General features: G+C 50.8%; 16 protein-coding genes. 6 read left to right on the plus strand and 10 right to left on the minus strand.

The genetic code is table 11. The features are described from left to right. The first annotated feature begins 7 nt into the window (after nucleotides 1–7). The 4 genes from BCM14_RS09720 to BCM14_RS09735 are packed head-to-tail and all read left to right on the plus strand — an operon-like array spanning nucleotide 8 to nucleotide 5,094. Nucleotides 8–922, plus strand: coding sequence for a carbohydrate ABC transporter permease (locus tag BCM14_RS09720; protein WP_106227835.1), 915 nt, complete (start codon nucleotides 8–10; stop codon nucleotides 920–922). Nucleotides 923–939: 17 nt separating this feature from the next. Continuing rightward, complete coding sequence (locus tag BCM14_RS09725) at nucleotides 940–1,806, plus strand: carbohydrate ABC transporter permease (protein WP_106227836.1); 867 nt, start codon at nucleotides 940–942, stop codon at nucleotides 1,804–1,806. 23 nt (nucleotides 1,807–1,829) lie between these two features. Then, nucleotides 1,830–3,365 carry a D-arabinonate dehydratase gene (locus tag BCM14_RS09730; protein ID WP_106227837.1) on the plus strand — a complete coding sequence of 512 codons (1,536 nt, stop codon included), beginning with the start codon at nucleotides 1,830–1,832 and terminating at the stop codon, nucleotides 3,363–3,365. Between the two features lie 52 nt (nucleotides 3,366–3,417). After that, nucleotides 3,418–5,094, plus strand: a complete 1,677-nt coding sequence (locus BCM14_RS09735; protein ID WP_106227838.1) for an MBL fold metallo-hydrolase — start codon at nucleotides 3,418–3,420, stop codon at nucleotides 5,092–5,094. Here BCM14_RS09735 and BCM14_RS09740 read toward each other — a convergent pair. From BCM14_RS09740 to BCM14_RS09755, 4 genes are all read right to left on the minus strand, one after another. Next, nucleotides 5,091–5,966: an NAD(P)-dependent oxidoreductase gene (locus BCM14_RS09740; RefSeq protein WP_106227839.1), complete on the minus strand. Its 876-nt coding sequence runs from the start codon at nucleotides 5,964–5,966 to the stop codon at nucleotides 5,091–5,093. The two genes, BCM14_RS09735 and BCM14_RS09740, sit on opposite strands and share 4 nt — an antisense overlap. 59 nt (nucleotides 5,967–6,025) lie before the next feature. Beyond that, complete coding sequence (locus BCM14_RS09745; RefSeq protein ID WP_259673535.1) at nucleotides 6,026–7,339, minus strand: ABC transporter substrate-binding protein; 1,314 nt, start codon at nucleotides 7,337–7,339, stop codon at nucleotides 6,026–6,028. Nucleotides 7,340–7,447: 108 nt separating this feature from the next. Further along, nucleotides 7,448–8,677, minus strand: coding sequence for an MFS transporter (locus BCM14_RS09750; RefSeq protein WP_106227841.1), 1,230 nt, complete (start codon nucleotides 8,675–8,677; stop codon nucleotides 7,448–7,450). Between the two features lie 45 nt (nucleotides 8,678–8,722). Beyond that, nucleotides 8,723–9,643 carry a ketopantoate reductase family protein gene (locus BCM14_RS09755; protein ID WP_106227842.1) on the minus strand — a complete coding sequence of 307 codons (921 nt, stop codon included), beginning with the start codon at nucleotides 9,641–9,643 and terminating at the stop codon, nucleotides 8,723–8,725. Between the two features lie 112 nt (nucleotides 9,644–9,755). Between BCM14_RS09755 and BCM14_RS09760 the strand changes: the two genes are divergently transcribed. Then, entirely contained in the window at nucleotides 9,756–10,250 is a 495-nt protein-coding gene (locus BCM14_RS09760) for an acyl-CoA thioesterase (RefSeq protein ID WP_106227843.1), read from the plus strand. 12 nt (nucleotides 10,251–10,262) lie between these two features. On the opposite strand, the gene acs is transcribed toward BCM14_RS09760, so the two are convergent. The 3 genes from acs to BCM14_RS09775 form a co-directional block, all read right to left on the minus strand. Continuing rightward, nucleotides 10,263–12,242, minus strand: a complete 1,980-nt coding sequence (acs, locus tag BCM14_RS09765) for an acetate--CoA ligase (protein WP_106227844.1) — start codon at nucleotides 12,240–12,242, stop codon at nucleotides 10,263–10,265. A 67-nt stretch (nucleotides 12,243–12,309) separates the two neighbouring features. After that, nucleotides 12,310–12,711: a heme-binding protein gene (locus tag BCM14_RS09770; protein WP_106227845.1), complete on the minus strand. Its 402-nt coding sequence runs from the start codon at nucleotides 12,709–12,711 to the stop codon at nucleotides 12,310–12,312. After that, entirely contained in the window at nucleotides 12,708–14,594 is a 1,887-nt protein-coding gene (locus tag BCM14_RS09775; RefSeq protein ID WP_106227846.1) for a propionate--CoA ligase, read from the minus strand. The genes BCM14_RS09770 and BCM14_RS09775 overlap by 4 nt, the downstream gene beginning before the upstream one ends. Nucleotides 14,595–14,861: 267 nt before the next feature. On the opposite strand from BCM14_RS09775, the gene BCM14_RS15425 reads away from it, so the two are divergent. Next, nucleotides 14,862–15,848, plus strand: a complete 987-nt coding sequence (locus BCM14_RS15425; protein ID WP_375318478.1) for an NlpC/P60 family protein — start codon at nucleotides 14,862–14,864, stop codon at nucleotides 15,846–15,848. Here the strand turns inward: BCM14_RS15425 and BCM14_RS09785 are convergent. The 3 genes from BCM14_RS09785 to lptF all read right to left on the minus strand — a co-directional run bounded on the left by BCM14_RS09785 (nucleotide 15,813) and on the right by lptF (nucleotide 18,384). Then, nucleotides 15,813–16,136 (minus strand): DUF2325 domain-containing protein, encoded by a 324-nt coding sequence (locus BCM14_RS09785; protein ID WP_106228012.1) that lies wholly within the window; start codon nucleotides 16,134–16,136, stop codon nucleotides 15,813–15,815. The two genes, BCM14_RS15425 and BCM14_RS09785, sit on opposite strands and share 36 nt — an antisense overlap. Nucleotides 16,137–16,241: 105 nt before the next feature. Beyond that, nucleotides 16,242–17,186, minus strand: coding sequence for a CysB family HTH-type transcriptional regulator (locus tag BCM14_RS09790; RefSeq protein ID WP_106227848.1), 945 nt, complete (start codon nucleotides 17,184–17,186; stop codon nucleotides 16,242–16,244). 85 nt (nucleotides 17,187–17,271) lie between these two features. Continuing rightward, complete coding sequence (gene lptF, locus BCM14_RS09795) at nucleotides 17,272–18,384, minus strand: LPS export ABC transporter permease LptF (protein WP_106227849.1); 1,113 nt, start codon at nucleotides 18,382–18,384, stop codon at nucleotides 17,272–17,274. Nucleotides 18,385–18,400 lie beyond the last annotated feature (16 nt).

Below are 18,400 nucleotides of genomic sequence, written 5' to 3' on the forward strand. Positions count from 1 at the left end.
GTAAAGTATGAAAGCCCTTTCCTTAATGGAGCGTTTCCAATCCAATCGACATGCGCTTGGTTACACCTTTATGTTGCCGGCAGTCCTGTTACTAGCTGGATTGTTAGCGTATCCGTTAGGGTTAGGGACCTGGCTCGGTTTTACCGACGCCAAGATCGGTCGAGTCGGCGAATGGATAGGCTTAGAGAACTTCGCCTATCTCATTACCGATAGTGTTTTTCAACTGGTTGTCTTCAACACGCTGTTCTATACCATCGTAGCAAGTATCGCCAAGTTCATACTAGGGCTCTGGCTGGCCTTGTTGCTCAATAAGAATCTGCCTTTTCAGTCATTTTTCAGAGCGATCGTATTGTTACCCTGGATTGCCCCGACGGCACTCAGCGCGCTGGCCTTCTGGTGGATGTATGACGCTCAGTTCTCCGTTATCAGTTGGCTCTTCACCAAGATGGGCTTGATCGACCACTACATTGATTTTCTCGGTGACCCCTGGATGGCTCGCATGTCTGTGATCATTGCCAACGTCTGGCGAGGTATCCCTTTTGTAGCGATATCCCTGCTCGCCGGTCTGCAAACCATCTCGCCTTCCTTTTATGAAGCCTCTTCTATTGATGGGGCAACACCGTGGCAGCAGTTTCGCTTTATCACCATGCCCTTACTCACGCCGATCATTGCGGTGGTGATGACGTTTTCGGTACTGTTCACTTTTACTGATTTTCAATTGATCTATGTCCTGACTCGCGGTGGCCCCCTTAACGCCACCCACCTGATGGCAACCCTTGCATTTCAACGGGCTATCCCGGGCGGTGCGCTAGGCGAGGGTGCCGCAATCGCCACCATGATGGTGCCACTCTTGCTCGCAGCCATTATGTTCAGCTACTTCGGCTTACAACGACGCGCCTGGCAACAGGGCGCGGACAAATAAATAATCAGGGAATCATCATGTCCAAACAAAATAGTCAGGGAATGGATTTCCTGACATCCCTGCCCCGACGCTGGGTAACGATTTACATTCCGTTAGGCATCCTCCTCTTTATCTTGCTCTTCCCTTTTTACTGGATGGCAATTACCGCCTTCAAACCAGATAATGAACTGTTGTCGCAAACGGGCAACCCCTTCTGGCTGGTGCATCCAACACTGGCGCATTTCAACAAACTCCTGTTTCACACAGCCTATCCTCAGTGGCTCTGGAACACTCTCGTTGTCTCCATCAGTGCCACCTTCATTTCCTTGTTAACGTCAGTACTGGCCGCGTACTCAATCGAACGACTGCGCTTCAAAGGTTCGAAGATCATGGGCATGATGATCTTTTTTGCTTATCTGGTGCCTCCTTCAATCATTTTTATCCCCTTAGCCAGTATTGTTTTTCAGTATGGCTTGTTTGATACAAAGATGGCACTGATTCTCACCTACCCTACTTTTCTCGTGCCATTCTGCACATGGTTGTTAATGGGCTACTTCAGATCGATTCCTTACGAGCTTGAAGAGTGCGCTCTAATTGACGGTGCGACACGTCTGCAAATTCTGACTCGCATCATCTTGCCGCTGGCAGTGCCTGGACTGATCTCGGCAGGCATCTTTGCCTTCACCCTTTCCTGGAACGAGTTCATCTATGCACTGACCTTCGTCTCTTCGTCCGAGACCAAGACTGTTCCAGTGGGCGTCATTACCGAGCTCGTTGAGGGTGATGTCTATCATTGGGGTGCCTTGATGGCCGGTGCCTTGCTAGGCTCATTGCCTGTAGCGTTCATTTATTCGTTTTTTGTCGAATATTACGTATCTGGTATGACTGGCTCGGTCAAAGAATAAGTTTGCAAAGATAAGGATTAAAGATGGAACCCATCATTCGCCTGCATGCGCAGGATGATGTCGTCATTGCACGTCAACAACTAGTGTCTGGCGCCAAACTCTCTTCTGAAAATCTAACGGTACGTGGTCTCGTACCACCTGGCCATAAAGTGGCAACCAGAAAGATCAATAAAGGCGATCCAGTACGTCGCTATAACCAGACCATCGGTTTTGCAACGACCGACATTGAAGCTGGCTCTCACGTGCATGTCCACAACCTTGGCATGGGAGCCGAGGGCGGGGCCTTCGCACGAGACTATGCGATCGGTGTAGATGCCGTCGCGACACAATACGAAACAACCCCGAGAACCTTCAGAGGCATTGTGCGCGCAGATGGACGCGTGGCCACGCGTAACTATCTTGGCATCTTGACCAGCGTCAATTGCTCGGCAACGGCTGCCAGAGCCATCGCTGCGCACTTCGATCGACAGACAAATCCTGCTGCATTGGCAGACTTTCCCAATGTGGATGGTGTGATTGCACTGGCGATGGGCACAGGTTGTGGCATGGGCAGCACAGGCGAAGGGATTGATGTCCTGCGTCGCACCTTGGCTGGCTATGCGAGACATGCGAACTTCTGTGGTGTCCTGATGGTGGGCTTAGGCTGTGAAAGCAATCAGATTGTCGACCTGCTTGCCGTTGAGAATTTGTCAGAGAATCCCCTCTTTCAAACCTTCAATATTCAAGAGACGGGTGGCACAAGCAAAACCGTTGCAAAAGGTATTGCTTTGATTAAAGGCATGTTGCCTCATGCCAACAAAATCGAACGTATTGATGTCCCAGTTAGTCACCTCACAATCGGGCTTCAGTGCGGTGGCTCAGATGGTTATTCCGGCATTTCGGCCAACCCAGCTCTCGGCGCTGCGGTCGACATGTTAGTCAAGCACGGAGGTAGCGCCATTCTCTCTGAAACCCCCGAAATATATGGGGCTGAGCACTTGCTCACGCGGCGCGCTGCCAACACGGAGATTGCCGACAAACTCATCGCTAGAATTCATTGGTGGGAGGATTATTGTGCCCGCAACCAAGGCGAGATGAACAACAACCCCTCTGCTGGCAATAAGGCTGGTGGACTGACGACTATTCTCGAAAAATCTCTCGGTGCTGTCGCGAAGGGAGGCACCATGCGCCTCGAGGCGGTGTATGAATACGCTCAACCGGTTACGACAAGAGGGTTCGTTTACATGGATACGCCTGGCTACGATCCGGTTTCAGCGACCGGTCAAGTCGCAGGTGGCGCCAACATGATTTGCTTTACGACAGGGCGTGGCTCAGCCTATGGTTGCGCCCCATCCCCCTCAATCAAACTGGCGACCAACAACGCACTTTGGACCCGCCAAAGCGAGGATATCGACATCAATTGCGGCGAAATTATTGATGAAGGGGTCTCTATCCAGGAAAAAGGTAAAGAAATTTTCGAGATGATTATCCGTGTCGCTTCCGGAGAAAAAACCAAAAGCGAAAATCACGGCTATGGTCAAAACGAATTTGTACCTTGGCAGATCGGCGCAGTGATGTAGCTTTTTTTTTGGTCTAATGTAAGTATTAATCTGATTCTGCCTGGAGCAGTCCGTGACCGAAACGCCTGTGCCCATCAAACCTGCCGCCACAATTATTCTCGCCCGCGACGTGGCCGATGGTTTTGAAGTGCTGATGCTCAAGCGAACCACACAGGTCACGTTTGCCAAAGGTATGCATGTCTTTCCCGGTGGCGGGCTGGATGCTCAAGATCAACAGGCAGAAATGGTTGCACTCTGTGCTGGTTTGGATGACCTACAGGCCAGTCACTTGCTGGGTATAGAGCGTGGCGGGCTTGCTTACTGGATTGCGGCGGTGCGGGAATGCTTTGAAGAGGCTGGCCTCGTGCTTGGCTATCACGCGAATAAGCAGCTCTTCAGCTTTGATCAAACCGAAGCCGATCGGCTGGCTGAATTAAGAGCGGATTTCACCCACAACAAGTTGTCTTTCGTCGAGATCCTGAAACAGCTTGAACTGCGAGTGGCCACTGATCAGATTCATTATTTCAGTCATTGGGTCACGAAGGCAGGTCAACCTCGTCGCTATGACACGCGATTTTTCGTCGCTCGCGCACCGAGCCAACAAATTCCGATGCAGGATAACTCTGAAACGGTTGCCCACTTGTGGGTGCGACCGCAAGACGCGTTGGCCATGGGTAAAGTGGGTGAATTGAGTTTGATGTTTCCCACAATCAAAACGCTTGAAACGCTCGCCAATTTTGATTGTGTTGACGATTTGCTCATGCATGCGAAAACGCCCCGCAAAATCCTCAAGATGAATCCCAAGGGGGCGCTCGACCGCGACGGTCAAAGTCATCTGCTGATCCCAGGTGACCCGGCTTATGCTGAAGTGACCAAAATTGACGTAAACAACGAGGGGCATTGCCGCAACTACATTGCACCTGGCTTGCCAACACCAATTGGTGAAAACATCGTTAGACTGACCGCGGCTAACGCGGGCATGATGACCGGTCCAGGAACCAACACCTATTTGCTTGGTAGCGCGCTAACGGGTATCGCGGTGATTGACCCAGGCCCGGCAGATCAAGCTCATATCGACAATATTCTCAAACATGCCGCGGGAGAGATCAAATGGGTGCTGTGTACCCATACACACAAAGATCACTCACCCGCAGCAAAGTTGCTCAAAAGCCAGACCGGTGCGATCCTGTTGGGTATGGCACCGCCACCTCATGACAATCAAGATCAGAGCTTCAGCCCCGATGTGGTGCTGAATGACGGGGATGATTGCGAGGTTGCAGGCATGAGATTACGGGCCATCCACACCCCTGGTCACGCCTCAAATCATCTCTGTTATTTGCTTGAATCAGACCGACTCCTGTTCACTGGCGATCACATCATGCAGGGATCAACTGTTGTCATCAATCCACCAGACGGACATTTGGCTACTTACCTCGCGTCACTTCGCAAGATCACCTCATTGCCTGTTGATTATCTGGCACCAGGTCATGGATTCTTAATGCATCAACCCACCGAAGCCGTTGAGCGTCTGCTTATACACAGACAAGATCGCGAAAACAAAGTCATTAAAGCACTTCGAGAAACGCAAGAACCCATCACAATTGATGCGCTGGTCACTCGCGTCTATGACGACGTACCAGCGGGTCGGCATGCGATTGCCACACGATCCTTGCTAGCTCATTTAGATAAGTTGTACGAAGACAAACGTGTGACCGCGCATCCAGATTCTCGTTGGCAATTGACTCATTAACGATGCGTTTGATTGTAGAAGTCGAGCATCGCAACCACATCTTGCCCTCGGTAGCCAGCAGCTAGGCCCAGAGCCATCAGTTCACGGATTGCTGAGGCTGCTGGGGTCGGATGTTGCAGAGTCCGGCCAAACTCAATCGCCAAGGCTAGATCTTTCTCGCCCAACTCCAGTTTGAAACCGGGAGCAAAATCATTTTTGATCGCTTGTGGAAATCGCTTGGTAAAGTGATGCGACGTGCCGCCAGACTGAGACAAGACCGAATAAAGCAAGTCCGGTTCAACCCCAGCGGCCAACCCCAGGGCAAAGGCCTCGGCAGCCACAACAATATTGCCCATCGACATCATGTTATTGACTAGTTTGACCGCTTTGGCTGTGCCGACATCCCCAGTGTAATGATAGGAACTGCTCAGCGCTTTCAAAACCTCGTCAACCTGAGCAATACTAGACTGCAGTCCACCAACCATCACGACCAGTTTGCCCGTCACTGTTTCGCCTGGACCGCCACTTACCGGCGCATCGATCAAATCAATATCTTTACTTTTACCTGCCTCTGCTAGCTTGCGCATGGTGTCGGGATCAATGGTGCTCAATTCGATCCCAATCGTACCCTGTTCGGCGAAGGTCAGAATACCTTCGCTCCCCATCCAAGCGTCAATCGCTGTGGTCGAATTGGGTAAACTGGTCAGAATAATTTTTCGACCCGCTAGTGCCGCGCTGAGATCGTCTGTGGTTGGGATACCTAGCGCTTGGGCAGCCAGTCGGCTTTGCTCACTGACATCGTAGCCCAAAACATCAAAGCCTCTTTCTACGAGTCGCTGCGACATGCCACGTCCCATTTGGCCAGTACCGATAAATGCTATTTTTTTCATCATGCTTGTCTCTATTTTTATTATTTTTGCTTTGTTAGTAACCGTATTTTGCCGCCAAGTGTTCAGGCTCTATAGCCACCATCTTGCATCAGTTTTTTGACTTGGGGGATGATGTCGTTGAGTGCCGCCTCTGCAGTTTTCCTACCATTCAACGCCTCTGCAATTCCAACCCCCAAAAACTGCACGTTGATCTTATCCCAATCAGGGATAATCGGCCGCCAATCAGGATTCGCATATTTCAGGGCCTCCTGAAAAATCACGTACTCCGGATAACGGCGAATCATTTCTGAATCAGTTAAGGTCGATGTGCGCATGGGCGAACCTCCCAGTTGTGCGACGGCTTTGTCCTGAGCCTTCGAAGTCAACCATTGCAATAACAAGAACGCAGCATCTGCATTCTTTGCATTCTTGGCAATGGCGAGACCCAGACCACCCGATTGAGACGCGCGACGCACCCCCATAGGATGTAGCGCATAGCGCACTTTGCCTGAAATTTTTGATTTGCGAGTGTTGTTAGCGAGGCCTGAAATGAGCGTTGAATCAAGATACATCGCTGTTTGCCCTTCCAAAAAAGCAGCATTGCTCGCGGTCTGGTCAAATCTTGCCATGCCAGGGACACCAGTAGCCATGACATCTTGTAAAAACTTCAGCGCGTCGACCCCTGCTTGATCATTGAAACGAGGTTGCCATTCTTCATCAAATATACTGCCGCCGAGCGGGTTCAGGTGCAGCAACCAAGCGTGCACGGCTTGGTGTCCCATTTGACCACGGGACGCCAAAGCCCCAATCGCTGCTTTGTCTTTAATGGTGTGCAAAAGCGCAGAAAACTCTGTGTAGTTAGTCGGCACCTGTAATTGGTGCCTTTCAAAAATATCGTGACGATAGGCTAGTATCGACGTTTCGCCTCCGTAAGGTAATCCATACAACCTGGCGCCAGGCCCTTGAAGGTAGCCTTTACCGCCACCAACTAGTCCGATATTCTCAAGGTAGATCGGGATGATGTCGTTCAGGTCATAGGCTGGGTCGGCTAACGCAGCATTCGCAAAGAAAGGTTCAAGTGGATGAATAAGACTTTTGGCGACATATTCAGTTTTCCACATCACAACATAGCAGCTTAGGTCGTACTCACCTTGTGCTTTTGCCATTTCAAGCAATTGCTTATCTTTTAATCGACTCATAGCCGATTTATCAATTTCGACTTTAATACCAGTGTCTTTTGTGAAATGAGGCAAGAGGTTGACCATTGCATCGAACTGCGGATGTGCTGGCACACTGAGTGTTACTGTCTGGCCTGCATATTTAGCAAACCGGTTCTGAGCTAGCGCCCCACTCACTGGCAATCCAGCACCAAAGGCTGTGATAGCCGCGTTTTTCAAAAAAATCCGACGTCGCATTGTTGTCAACTTTTATTTGCCCGGTCGCGAACAAGTATAGAGTACATCTACATTTCAAATAAATTTTTTGGTCAATGGCAGCGCCTACATCTAGTCGCTCTTTTTGCGACCACGTAAAACAATTGCTGCTGCAATCAGATTCATCAGCGCGGCGATCGCTAAAGGTAAACGGTAGCTACCGCTCCAGTCGAACAACAAACCGAAAACCCCCGGCCCCATCGCAGACATCAGTTGCATGATCATCGCGCAAATACCAAACACGATGCCAAACGATGAGGCACCAAACTCTCTTCTGACAATGATTGGGGGCAATGTGGTGACATTTCCAGCCGTCATTCCATACAGCACAACCCCTAGCACCAGAGCCCATGGGGTCGTCGGCAATATAGAAATCAACAATACTGCAATCGTAGCTTGCAACAGCACACCAGCTGCAATCAGTCGAACATCCATTCGATCAGAAAAACGTGCTAACAACATCCTCGCAAGAAACGCAGAGAAAGCGGCAGCAGTCACGCATAGTCCCGTAACCCGCGACCCCACAACAGGTAATAACATCGATACCTGATGCGTCAGAAAACCGATTTGCACCATCAAAGCCAAGCCAAATGCCAGCATGACAGTCCTCAACTCTGTGGTCTGTAGGGCTGTTTTCCGTGTCCATTGTTTTGCATCAGTCGCTGAAGTTTGTCCGATCTCGCTCAAACCATCGGGATGAAGCCCAATATCTTGTGGTCGTCGTTTCAAAACAAAAAAACTAATTGGCCAGACGACAATCAGCACCAGCAACCCGGCGCACAGCATGGCGCTTTCAAAACCAATCCCATCAATCAATGCCAATAAAAACGGCACGCCAACCATGCCGCCTACGCTCGCTCCCAGCATGGCGGTCGACACGGCTCGACCTTGAAACTTACTAAACCAAGGCGCCAGCGTCGTCGTGAGCGCAGTTGTTGACAAACAGGACCAACCTAAACCCATCAGCGCAAAGGCGGGATATATCTGCCAAATCTGGGTCACTTGACCCATACTGGTCAAACCGATCGCCATCGAAGCAGAACCAGCCATCATCATCGGCTTAGCTCCATACCGTGCAATCGCAGGCCCCACGAAAATCAAAACAGACGCGTTGACCAAAAAAGACAGGGTGAGTGCCGACGACACCAAACCAATCGACCAACCGCGTTGCTGACTGATGGTGTGCAAGTAGACGCTTGGTCCGTATAAAGCAAACGACCACGCAATCACGGCGATTGCCATGCAACCAACCACCATCCACCAGCCCCAGAATGTTTTGGCTGATGTGGCGGATTTGCTCATGTGCAAGACTGGCTCAGTCAGTGTTTAGTGGTCGTTTTGAATCCATCACTGCGCTTGACGCTGAGTCTGAGCGACGCATAGTTGGGTGTACGCTGCCTTAATCAACGTGCAGTCGATATTTTTAGCCAACCCGCGATGCACCATGCCACCCAGAATATGCTCGTGCTCAGTCATGTTGCCATTGCGCAGATCTCGTAGCATCGATGCGGTGAAATTCGAACCCTCTTTAGTCAAATTACCCAGTGCTTTGGCATGGGCGTTCGGGCTCATTGCAAACCCGTAGGCCGTCGCAACGGCACACGTTTCACTGAAACATTTGGTCATCATATCCGCACCCCAGGGCGTGGCAACAATCTCACCCACTGATCCTCTAAAGAGCGTGGTCATACCTGCCAGGCAAGCCAGATAAACCCATTTATCCCATAACGATTGCTCGATATTTTCACTGTAAATACTATCGAACTGAGCACGCTGACAAAGTTCGAAAAATTCTTTTGCTAGCTGGACATGCGAATCTGCACGCGGGCCGATGGTCAGCGTCGCCAGTTCGTTCAAGCGTTTCACTGCGCCCGTTGGAGTGATCGTTCCAGCTATCTGTGCCACACCGCCCATCACTCTATCGCGGCCAAAACGCTCATCCAGCGCTTGCAAGTGGTTCAGCCCGTTTAGAAAAGGGATGAGTACCCCTTTGCTACTCGCACCAGCGATCGAGTCCAGCGCATCAGCCAGGTCATACGCTTTTGGGGCAAGCATAATGAGGTCGTACTCGGGCGTCAGCTGATCTTTAGTCACTGATTTTGCCTGCACCGTAAACGTCTCTTTGGGGGTCTCGACAACCAGGCCTTCCGCTTTTATTTTTTGATGTCTGGTCTCACGCAATAAAAATGTGACATCAGCACCCGCGTTGATTAAACGAGCACCGAAATAGCCACCAACACCACCAGCCCCAACGATTAGGATTTTCATATGCCTTCTTTTGTTTAAGTTGTTCTTTGGTTGAATACAATCAAGCAACGATTGCAACCATGCTTGCGCGTTAACATACCACTCATTCTGATTGATCTGCTGCGAGTTCTATATGTCACATCTTCCCGCCCATCAGCTCACCATGACTGTACTGATGACCCCCGACACTGCAAATTTTGCCGGTAACGTTCACGGCGGATCAGTTCTCAAACTATTGGATCAGGTCGCTTACGCTTGCGCAAGTCGTTATGCGAGCCGCTACGTCGTCACGCTTAGCGTCGATCAAGTCACCTTCAGGCAACCTATACACGTAGGTGAGTTAGTCACATTTTTGGCATCAGTCAATCACACGGGCACCTCTTCAATGGAAGTCGGTGTCAAAGTAATCGCCGAGAATATTCAAACTCAGGAGGTCAGGCACGTTAATAGCTGCTTTTTTACCATGGTAGCCGTTGATGACCAACGCAAACCGGTGCCCGTCCCCCCCTTGCGTCCGTTCAGTGAGCAAGAGAAGCGTCGCTACGCCGCCGCAGAGCTTCGTAAGCAGATGCGACTTGAAATGAACGCACGAGTGGTGCATCAAAAAAATCAGGACAAGCCGTCCTGATTTCTTAGCTCATCACACTGGTTTGGACAATTGGTCAAGAATAGCCGGGTTCTCCAGGGTAGAAACATCCTGAGTCACCGCCTCACCTTTTGCCACCACGCGTAATAATCGACGCATAATCTTGCCCGAGCGAGTCTTGGGCAAATTGTCACCAAAACGGATCTCTTTCGGTTTAGCAATTGGCCCAATTTCTTTGGCTACCCAATCGCGCAGTTGCTTGCCAATTGCAATGGCTTCGTCGCCCTCGGGCCTTGAACGTTTGAGAACGACAAAGGCAACTACTGCCTCACCAGTCGTGGCGTCAGGACGACCAACTACTGCAGCCTCGGCCACCATTTCATGGGAGACGAGGGCGGACTCGACTTCCATGGTACCAAGACGATGACCAGAGACGTTCAGCACGTCATCAATTCGTCCCATGATCCAGAAGCAACCGTCTGCATCGCACTGCGCACCGTCACCCGCCAAGTAATACCCTTTGAGCTCTGACGGAAAGTAGCTCTTCTCGAACCGGTCCGGGTCGCCCCAAATTGTTCTAATCATTGAAGGCCAAGGACGTTTAATGACCAAGAAACCGCCGTGGCCGGCTTCCACATCGTGCCCCGTTTCATCAACAATCGCAGCTGTTATGCCCGGCAGACGTGTCGTGCAAGAACCAGGTTTTAAGGGCGTTGCGCCGGGCAAGGGTGTGATCATATGCCCACCGGTTTCGGTTTGCCACCAGGTATCAACGATAGGGCAACGACCACCACCAACATTATTGTGGTACCACATCCAGGCCTCAGGATTGATCGGTTCACCGACCGAACCCAACAACCGCAGGCTGCTCAGATTGTAAGACTTGGGATGATGCGCCTCATTGGCGTCAGACGCTTTGATCAGCGATCGGATTGCAGTTGGCGCCGTGTAAAAAATCGTCACGTGATGGTCCTGGATCATTTTCCAGAACCGACCGGCGTCGGGATAAGTAGGCACACCTTCGAACACAATCTGTGTCATCCCCGCTGCGAGTGGACCGTAAGCGATATAGGTATGACCAGTCACCCAACCCACATCAGCTGTGCACCAAAAGACATCGCTGGCTTTGGCATCAAATACCCATTGCATTGTCAGTTTGGCCCACAACAAATACCCGGCTGAACTATGTTGCACGCCTTTAGGCTTGCCGGTTGAACCCGAGGTGTACAGAATGAATAAAGGATGCTCGGCATTGACAGCAACCGGCTCACACACAGTCGACTGCTGTTTGACCAGATCGTGCATCCAGATATCCCGTTTGTCATCCCAAACGACTTTGCCACCTGTACGCTGATACACCACACAATGGCGAACCGCTTCGCAGCCGCCCATACCAAACGCCTCGTCAACTGCTGGTTTGAGCGGGATCGACTTACCGCCACGCATTTGCTCATCCGCGGTAATGACTAGCGTTGCACCGACGTCAGTAATGCGTTCATGCAAACTCTTTGCAGAGAATCCACCAAACACGACTGAGTGTGTGATCCCCAGGCGCGCGCAGGCTTGCATCGCAACGACCGCTTCAATCGACATGGGCAAATAAATAATTGAGCGCTCACCGGTGGTGTAGCCAAGGGATTTCAATCCATTGGCAAATTGACAGACACGTTCGTAAAGCTGCCGGTAGGTCACCCGTGTTACAGCGCCCCCATCGGCTTCAAAGATGATGGCGACTTTGTCGGCATTGCCGTTGGTCAGATTGACATCCAAGCAATTGGCGGAGATATTCAATTCACCGTCACCAAACCACCGATAGAAGGGTGCACGAGACTCGTCCAACACTTGTGTGAAAGGTTTTGCCCAACTTAGATTCTCACGGGCGAGTCGTCCCCAGAACGCGTCAGGATCACGATCTGCTTCTGCAAGCAAGGCCTGATATCCAGCCGCACCAGAAACATTAGCCTGTTTAGCGAAGTCGGCTGGTGGCGGAAAGACACGGGTTTCAACAAGCGTTGATTCGATTGACATGGACATGGGAACGATCTCCTTTGAGCCTGTTTACTGCGCTCTATTTTTAATAAAAAGTCTTCAATAACGAAATTTACAGCGCGGCAATGCCTGCCGCCGCAATCTGCGCGTCTTCCGATGACTTAACGCCTGAAACACCAACGGCACCGATCACCTCGCCATCAACAATAACTGGCAAACCGCCCTCCAGCATCCCCTTAACCAAGGGGGCTGTCAGAAAGGAAGTGCGGCCATTATTGATGACATCCTCGTAAAGTTTGGTCTCACGACGTCCTACCGCAGCAGTATGAGCTTTCGCAGGCGCAATATGAGCTGAAATGGGCGCAGCACCGTCGAGACGTTGCAGACTCAACAGATGCCCACCATCATCGACAATCGCGATGGTGACCGCCCAGTTGTTCTGATTCGCGCACGCTTTAGCCGCAGCCATCATTCGTGCAACATCTGCATCACCGAGAATTGATTTAGTTTTCAAAGCGAATCCTTTATTTGTTCAAGTGCACTTGGGTCTTCGATTGTCGTGAGATCACCCGGATCTCTGCCTTCGCAAACTGCAACAATCGCCCGTCTCAACACTTTACCAGAGCGCGTCTTGGGAAGCGTCGTGACAAATCTAACCCGAGCCGGCCGAGCAACGGCTCCGAGCTGCTCGTCCACAATCTTCATAATCGCCCCTTCAAGTTTCAGATCAGCGCCTGGTTCATCTAAAACCCTGGGGTCTTTAAGCACAGCAAAAGCCACGGCGACCTGGCCTTTGAGCTGATCAGCAATCCCCACTACTGCGCACTCAGCCACTGAGGGGTGATTGTTAATCGACTCTTCTATCTCACGGGTGCCAAGTCGGTGACCAGCAACATTAATCACATCGTCGGTGCGACCCAGAATAAAGAAATAACCATCCTCATCGAACAGCCCCCAGTCAAAAGTCGAGTAAACCTGCCGATTGGGGATGGAGTTGAAGTATGTCTCAACGAAGCGCTCGTCATCACCCCAGATGGTGCTCATTGCACCCGGTGGTAGCGGTGGGGCGATAGCGACCACACCTTTTTGGTTGGGACCAAGATCCTCGCCTGTCTGCTCATCAATCACACGAACATCAAACCCGTAGACAGGGAAAGAAGGACTGCCAAACTTGGTTGCAACGTCGGCGACACCGGGTTGCGCAGCCAAAATCGTCCAGCCCGTTTCAGTTTGCCAATAGTTGTCGATAATAGGCTTGCCCAGACCAGCGGCTATCCATTCAGCAGTTGGTTCATCGAGCGGTTCGCCAGCCAAATAAAGCGAGCGTAGCGAGGACAGGTCATATTTTTTAAGCAGTGCCGGATCTTGTTTTTTAAGCACTCGGATTGCAGTTGGCGCCGAAAACATCGTGTTGACCGAGAAGCGCTCGACCAGACTCCACAGTATCCCGCCGTCAGGGCGGATAGGCGTACCTTCATAGAGAATCGTAGCCTGACCGCCAATCAAAGGGCCGTAAACAATGTAAGAGTGGCCAACGACCCAGCCGATGTCGCTGGTGCATAAAAAAGTTTCACCAGCCTTTCCGTTGAAGACGCCTTTCATGGATGAGGCTAGCGCAACGGCGTACCCGCCGGTGTCCCGCTGAACCCCTTTGGGTTTACCGGTCGTGCCTGAGGTGTAGAGGATATAACTTGGCGCGGAGGATTCAAGCCAGACAGGTGCTATTTCTGCTTTGTCGTGGGTGTGATGAAGCTCGCGATAATCCAAGTCTCGCCCAACAACTGGCTCAAACGCATACAAACCGCGATCGACAATGATGACTTGAGCTGGTGGCTGCGTGGATAGTGCAATTGCTTTGTCCAGCAAGGGTTTATAAGGAGTCACCTTGCCTGCTCTTGAGCCGGCATCGGCTGTCACAATGACTTTTGGCTGAGCGTCGTCTATCCGTTGAGCCAGATTAACGGAAGCGAATCCCCCAAACACAACTGAGTGAACAGCACCCAATCGCGCGCAGGCCAGCATGGTAAAGACTGCCTCAGGGATCATGGGCATATAGATGAGCACGCGATCACCTCGCCCTACCCCTTGACTCGCCAGCATCGCCGCAACGGTGTTAACTTCGCGGTACAAGTCCCGGTAGGTATAAATAATCTCCTGATCAACCTCAGTTGACACCCAGATTAGCGCGCGTTCGCCGCCGCGGCTATCCACCCAGCGATCGACCGCGTTAAAACACAAATTCGTCTCACCACCAACAAACCACTTTGCAAACGGTGGTTTTGAGAAGTCCAGCACTTGCTCGAATGGCTTGTGCCAATGAATCGCTGCAGATTCAGCTGTCCAAAAAGCATCTCTGTCATCGATTGATCGTCGATGAAAGTGTTGAATGGGGTTCATCGGGGCACTCCTTTCCCTTTAAAGCGGTTTAATTTTTCGATTCGTTCAGGTCTGTTACTATTTTGCTCGATGATGACAACGTCAGCTTCAAGGGTATTTCTTGCGTTTTAATATAAAAATCCTTAGCCCGCAACCATCTAATTGTTGCAATACCGCTATCTTGGCTTTAGTCTTACAACTTGGCTATCCGGTTTTTCCCGCCTATTGAGAATGTTTATTTCATGCCGATCATTCAGTCCTGCTCGTTTAATGCCTGATTCGGGCAGGATGAGTCACCGATGGACTGCAAAGATTTGTGTGCTGCTTGGCGTTCTACTCACGACCTTACTCACTGGTTGCGCCATCGATTCAAACGGTTCACGCACGGCCTACGACGATCAGAATTATCGCGATAGTGGTAGCGCTAGTTGGCAGTACGGTCGTGATCCGATTAGCGAGTTTATGGCGAGGCAGCGTGGTGCCCAGTTCAAAATCAACCCAGAAGACATTAATAACCCGCTCGCGCGACATGCGTTGACGCAGCTCGGCATTAGGTATCGTTTTGGCGGCAAATCACCCGACACAGGATTCGATTGCAGCGGCTTGGTGTTTTACTCAGCACAAGAGTCACTTGGGTTAAAGCTTCCCCCTCGCTCTGACGACATGGCCAAGCTCGGTTCAAATATCGAGAGAAATCAGTTACAAGTCGGCGATCTGGTTTTCTTCAACACCATGGGACGGCGATTTTCCCATGTCGGTGTTTATCTGGGGGATAGCAAGTTTGTCCACTCACCTGCATCAGGTGGTGTCGTTCGTATAGAAGACATTAACGAACGTTATTGGGACAAACGCTTTACCGGGGCACGTCGACTGGATGGTGCTGAATTCGCATCGGCTAATACCGGTGCGAGTCTCACTGACTCAGCACCGATTTTGATCCCAGCTAGCAAGGTGACGAGCACCGCGACAAATCATTCGTCGGCCAAAAATAGTCAAGTATCGATTAAGTCGCAACAAACGACGACGGCTAAAGAGACAAAGTCGTCGCCACCTGCCAAGACTGCCAAAGTAGATTTGACTCCAGCAACGCCCAAAGCCGGTAAAACGACAAAGACCCCCAACTCAACCCCTGTGACTGCTTCAACATCCCGGGCTAGTCCAACGCCCAAGACGAGCTCAACGACCCAGAGCACTTCAACGACTAAAACAACAGAAAATAAACCTAAGTCGACTCAAGCCTCAGCCAACCCCACGAGCAACGCTCGGCAACCCTAATTGGGTCAGCGCCTGCTGGACTGCACAAACGGATCGCCGACAAGCAACAATTCTGACACCTTGGCGTTGAGCTGCCTGCCGAAAGGTCTTCATCACGTTATGACCGAGAAAATCGGTTAGCAGGATCACCAGACCTGTACCCGATGGCAGCTGCAAAGTTTTTTTCTGATGAGACGGGTCGCGCCCGCTGATATGGTGCGTGATATGAATATTGTGCCCCCGCAAGAGCTCGGGAATGTTACCCAGTCGATCCGCCCCTACTACGACTGCCCTCAATAGATCGACCATCATCTGCTCCTGTTTAGACTGTTCAAACAGGTTAAATGATAATGATTCTCATTTGAATAGTCAATTCAAACAATAACGATTCGTATTCATTGATTTCTGTTTTTCCTAAGACGCCTTGCTGTCTAGCAGCGTCTTGACCTGCGCCGCATCCAAATCGGGAGCCAGCATGCCGATCAGGGTGTAGACATAATCACGTAAAAAAACGCCAGATTTAATTGCAATTCGAGTCGTTTGTTCGCCAAACAGATGCTCGGCCGGTATTCTCACAAGATGACTGTCGCGCAGGGGTTCGAAAGCAACCCCAGCAATGATGCCAATGCCCATACCAACATCCACATAGGTTTTGATGACATCAGCGTCAATTGCCTCAAGCACGATATCCGGTTTAATACCTTGGCGCTGAAACGCGTCGTCCATTGAGCGCCGGCCAGAAAAGGCTCGGTCATAGGTCACCACTGGATAGTCACTAAGATGGTCAAGCGAGAGCACAAAACTACTGTCCCTGGCTAACTCAGCGAGCGGATGATCTGGCCGGACCACGACTGCATGGCCCCAGCTATAACAAGGGATGGTTGCCAAGCCAGGGGTGAGTGCGAGAGACTCGGTGGCAATCGCCAGGTCAGCATGCCCGCTTAGCACCATTTCAGCGAGTTGCGGGGGGCTCCCCTCTGCCAGGGATAAATGAACCTTAGGGAACAGAGCTCGAAAGGCAGGAATCACTTTGGGTAATACATAGCGCGCCTGTGTATGAGTACAAGCGATGACCATGGACCCTTCGTCCCGGCGGGCGAAGTCATCGCTGACTTTTTTCAGATTATCAATCTCGCGCATGATTCGATCAATGACTTGAGCGACTGCGACACCGGGTTTGGTCAAGCCTTTGATTCGCTTGCCATAGCGCTCAAAGATTTGTACACCCAGCTCATCCTCAAACTCGAGAATGGCTTTTGAAACACCAGGCTGAGACGTAAACAGGTTGTTAGCTGCCTCAGTCAAATTAAAGTTACGCCTGATTGTTTCACGCACGAAGCGAAACTGTTGCAAATTCATATAAACCCCTGAAGATGCAATATTTTAAGTTATATAAAACCAACTTATACTAACTTTTATTTATTAGCTTATTCGCACTAACGAACTAGGCTTGGATAGCTACCGGATCTTTTGGTGCCTTGATGCGCAGGCGTTGGTAAAGCAGAAACGCTGTTAAACCAGCGAACATCAAATGAATGACCCACACACCTACTTTAAAAGGAATAGTGGAGGTATTAATCCAACCCTGAGTAATATTGATCAGATTCAAGTACAACATGGCAATCAAACCAGCGATCAATAATTCTGACCGAGCAATCCTTGGGTTTACCGCCCCTAGAGGGATAGCAAGTAAAGCCAGGTTGAGGGCCGCAATTGGGATAGAGATCCGCCAGAACAACTGACCTTTGGCTTCCGGCTCTGGATCAGCAAGCAGCAACTCAGTGGGTCTTGCCTTACGGCTTTTCAGCAGTTCAAGACGACGCTGCTCGGCAGACTGAGCGCTGTCTTTGCTCTCGAGGCGCATACCAAAGCGTTCGAAATCAGAAAGCCTGAATTCGGACGTCCCAGGCTTCAGATCGTAGCGTTGCCCTTTTTCAAGCACCAGAAATCGATCGCCATTTGCTTCAATCTCAGTTACCGCGGTTTTTGCTGTGACGATGGAGTGCCAATTCGGATCGAGCGCCCGTAAAAATAGATTGCCAAGCGTACTTTGATCTTCACTTGCCTCTTCAGCAAAAAACACTCGCTGCCCTTCTTCGACTTCCATGAACTGACCAGCCGTTATTTTGGATAAGTCAGACCGCATCTCGTATTTTGCGCGATAGTCTTCCATCTGCCGGTTAGCCCATGGTGTTGCAAACATAGTCAGCAAAGTACTTGCAATCGCTACGGGCACCGCTAATCTCAAGATGGGATTGATCCAGTCCAGCAGCGACAGACCGCTTGAGAACCAGACAACCATTTCTGACTCGCGATAATTACGAGTAACAGTGGTCAGAACACCGATAAAGATAGCAAAGGCGAGGATAGTCGGCAGCGCGGCTATCGTTGTAAAGGTGGCCAGACCGATCACAATATCAGGGCCAATTTTGCCAGCTGCGGCCTCGCCAAGCAGACGCACCAACACAATACTGAGCCAGATCACGATCAGCGTTGAAAACACAACGCCCGAATGATTAGCGACTTCTGAAGTGACGGAGCGTTTAAATAGGGACATGAATCAAAAATGCGGG

Origin of the sequence: Jezberella montanilacus (genome assembly GCF_003003055.1) — a bacterium.
GTDB classification, from domain to species: domain Bacteria; phylum Pseudomonadota; class Gammaproteobacteria; order Burkholderiales; family Burkholderiaceae_B; genus Zwartia; species Zwartia montanilacus.

Coding starts and splice junctions, on each gene's coding strand:
- lptF (WP_106227849.1), bottom strand. CDS start 18,384: ATGTCCCTATTTAAACGCTCCGTCACTTCAGAAGTCGCTAATCATTCG.
- BCM14_RS09725 (WP_106227836.1), top strand. CDS start 940: ATGTCCAAACAAAATAGTCAGGGAATGGATTTCCTGACATCCCTGCCC.
- BCM14_RS09775 (WP_106227846.1), bottom strand. CDS start 14,594: ATGAACCCCATTCAACACTTTCATCGACGATCAATCGATGACAGAGAT.
- BCM14_RS09750 (WP_106227841.1), bottom strand. CDS start 8,677: ATGAGCAAATCCGCCACATCAGCCAAAACATTCTGGGGCTGGTGGATG.
- BCM14_RS09790 (WP_106227848.1), bottom strand. CDS start 17,186: ATGAATTTGCAACAGTTTCGCTTCGTGCGTGAAACAATCAGGCGTAAC.
- BCM14_RS15425 (WP_375318478.1), top strand. CDS start 14,862: ATGAGTCACCGATGGACTGCAAAGATTTGTGTGCTGCTTGGCGTTCTA.
- BCM14_RS09730 (WP_106227837.1), top strand. CDS start 1,830: ATGGAACCCATCATTCGCCTGCATGCGCAGGATGATGTCGTCATTGCA.
- BCM14_RS09740 (WP_106227839.1), bottom strand. CDS start 5,966: ATGATGAAAAAAATAGCATTTATCGGTACTGGCCAAATGGGACGTGGC.
- BCM14_RS09755 (WP_106227842.1), bottom strand. CDS start 9,643: ATGAAAATCCTAATCGTTGGGGCTGGTGGTGTTGGTGGCTATTTCGGT.
- BCM14_RS09720 (WP_106227835.1), top strand. CDS start 8: ATGAAAGCCCTTTCCTTAATGGAGCGTTTCCAATCCAATCGACATGCG.
- BCM14_RS09785 (WP_106228012.1), bottom strand. CDS start 16,136: ATGGTCGATCTATTGAGGGCAGTCGTAGTAGGGGCGGATCGACTGGGT.
- BCM14_RS09760 (WP_106227843.1), top strand. CDS start 9,756: ATGTCACATCTTCCCGCCCATCAGCTCACCATGACTGTACTGATGACC.
- acs (WP_106227844.1), bottom strand. CDS start 12,242: ATGTCCATGTCAATCGAATCAACGCTTGTTGAAACCCGTGTCTTTCCG.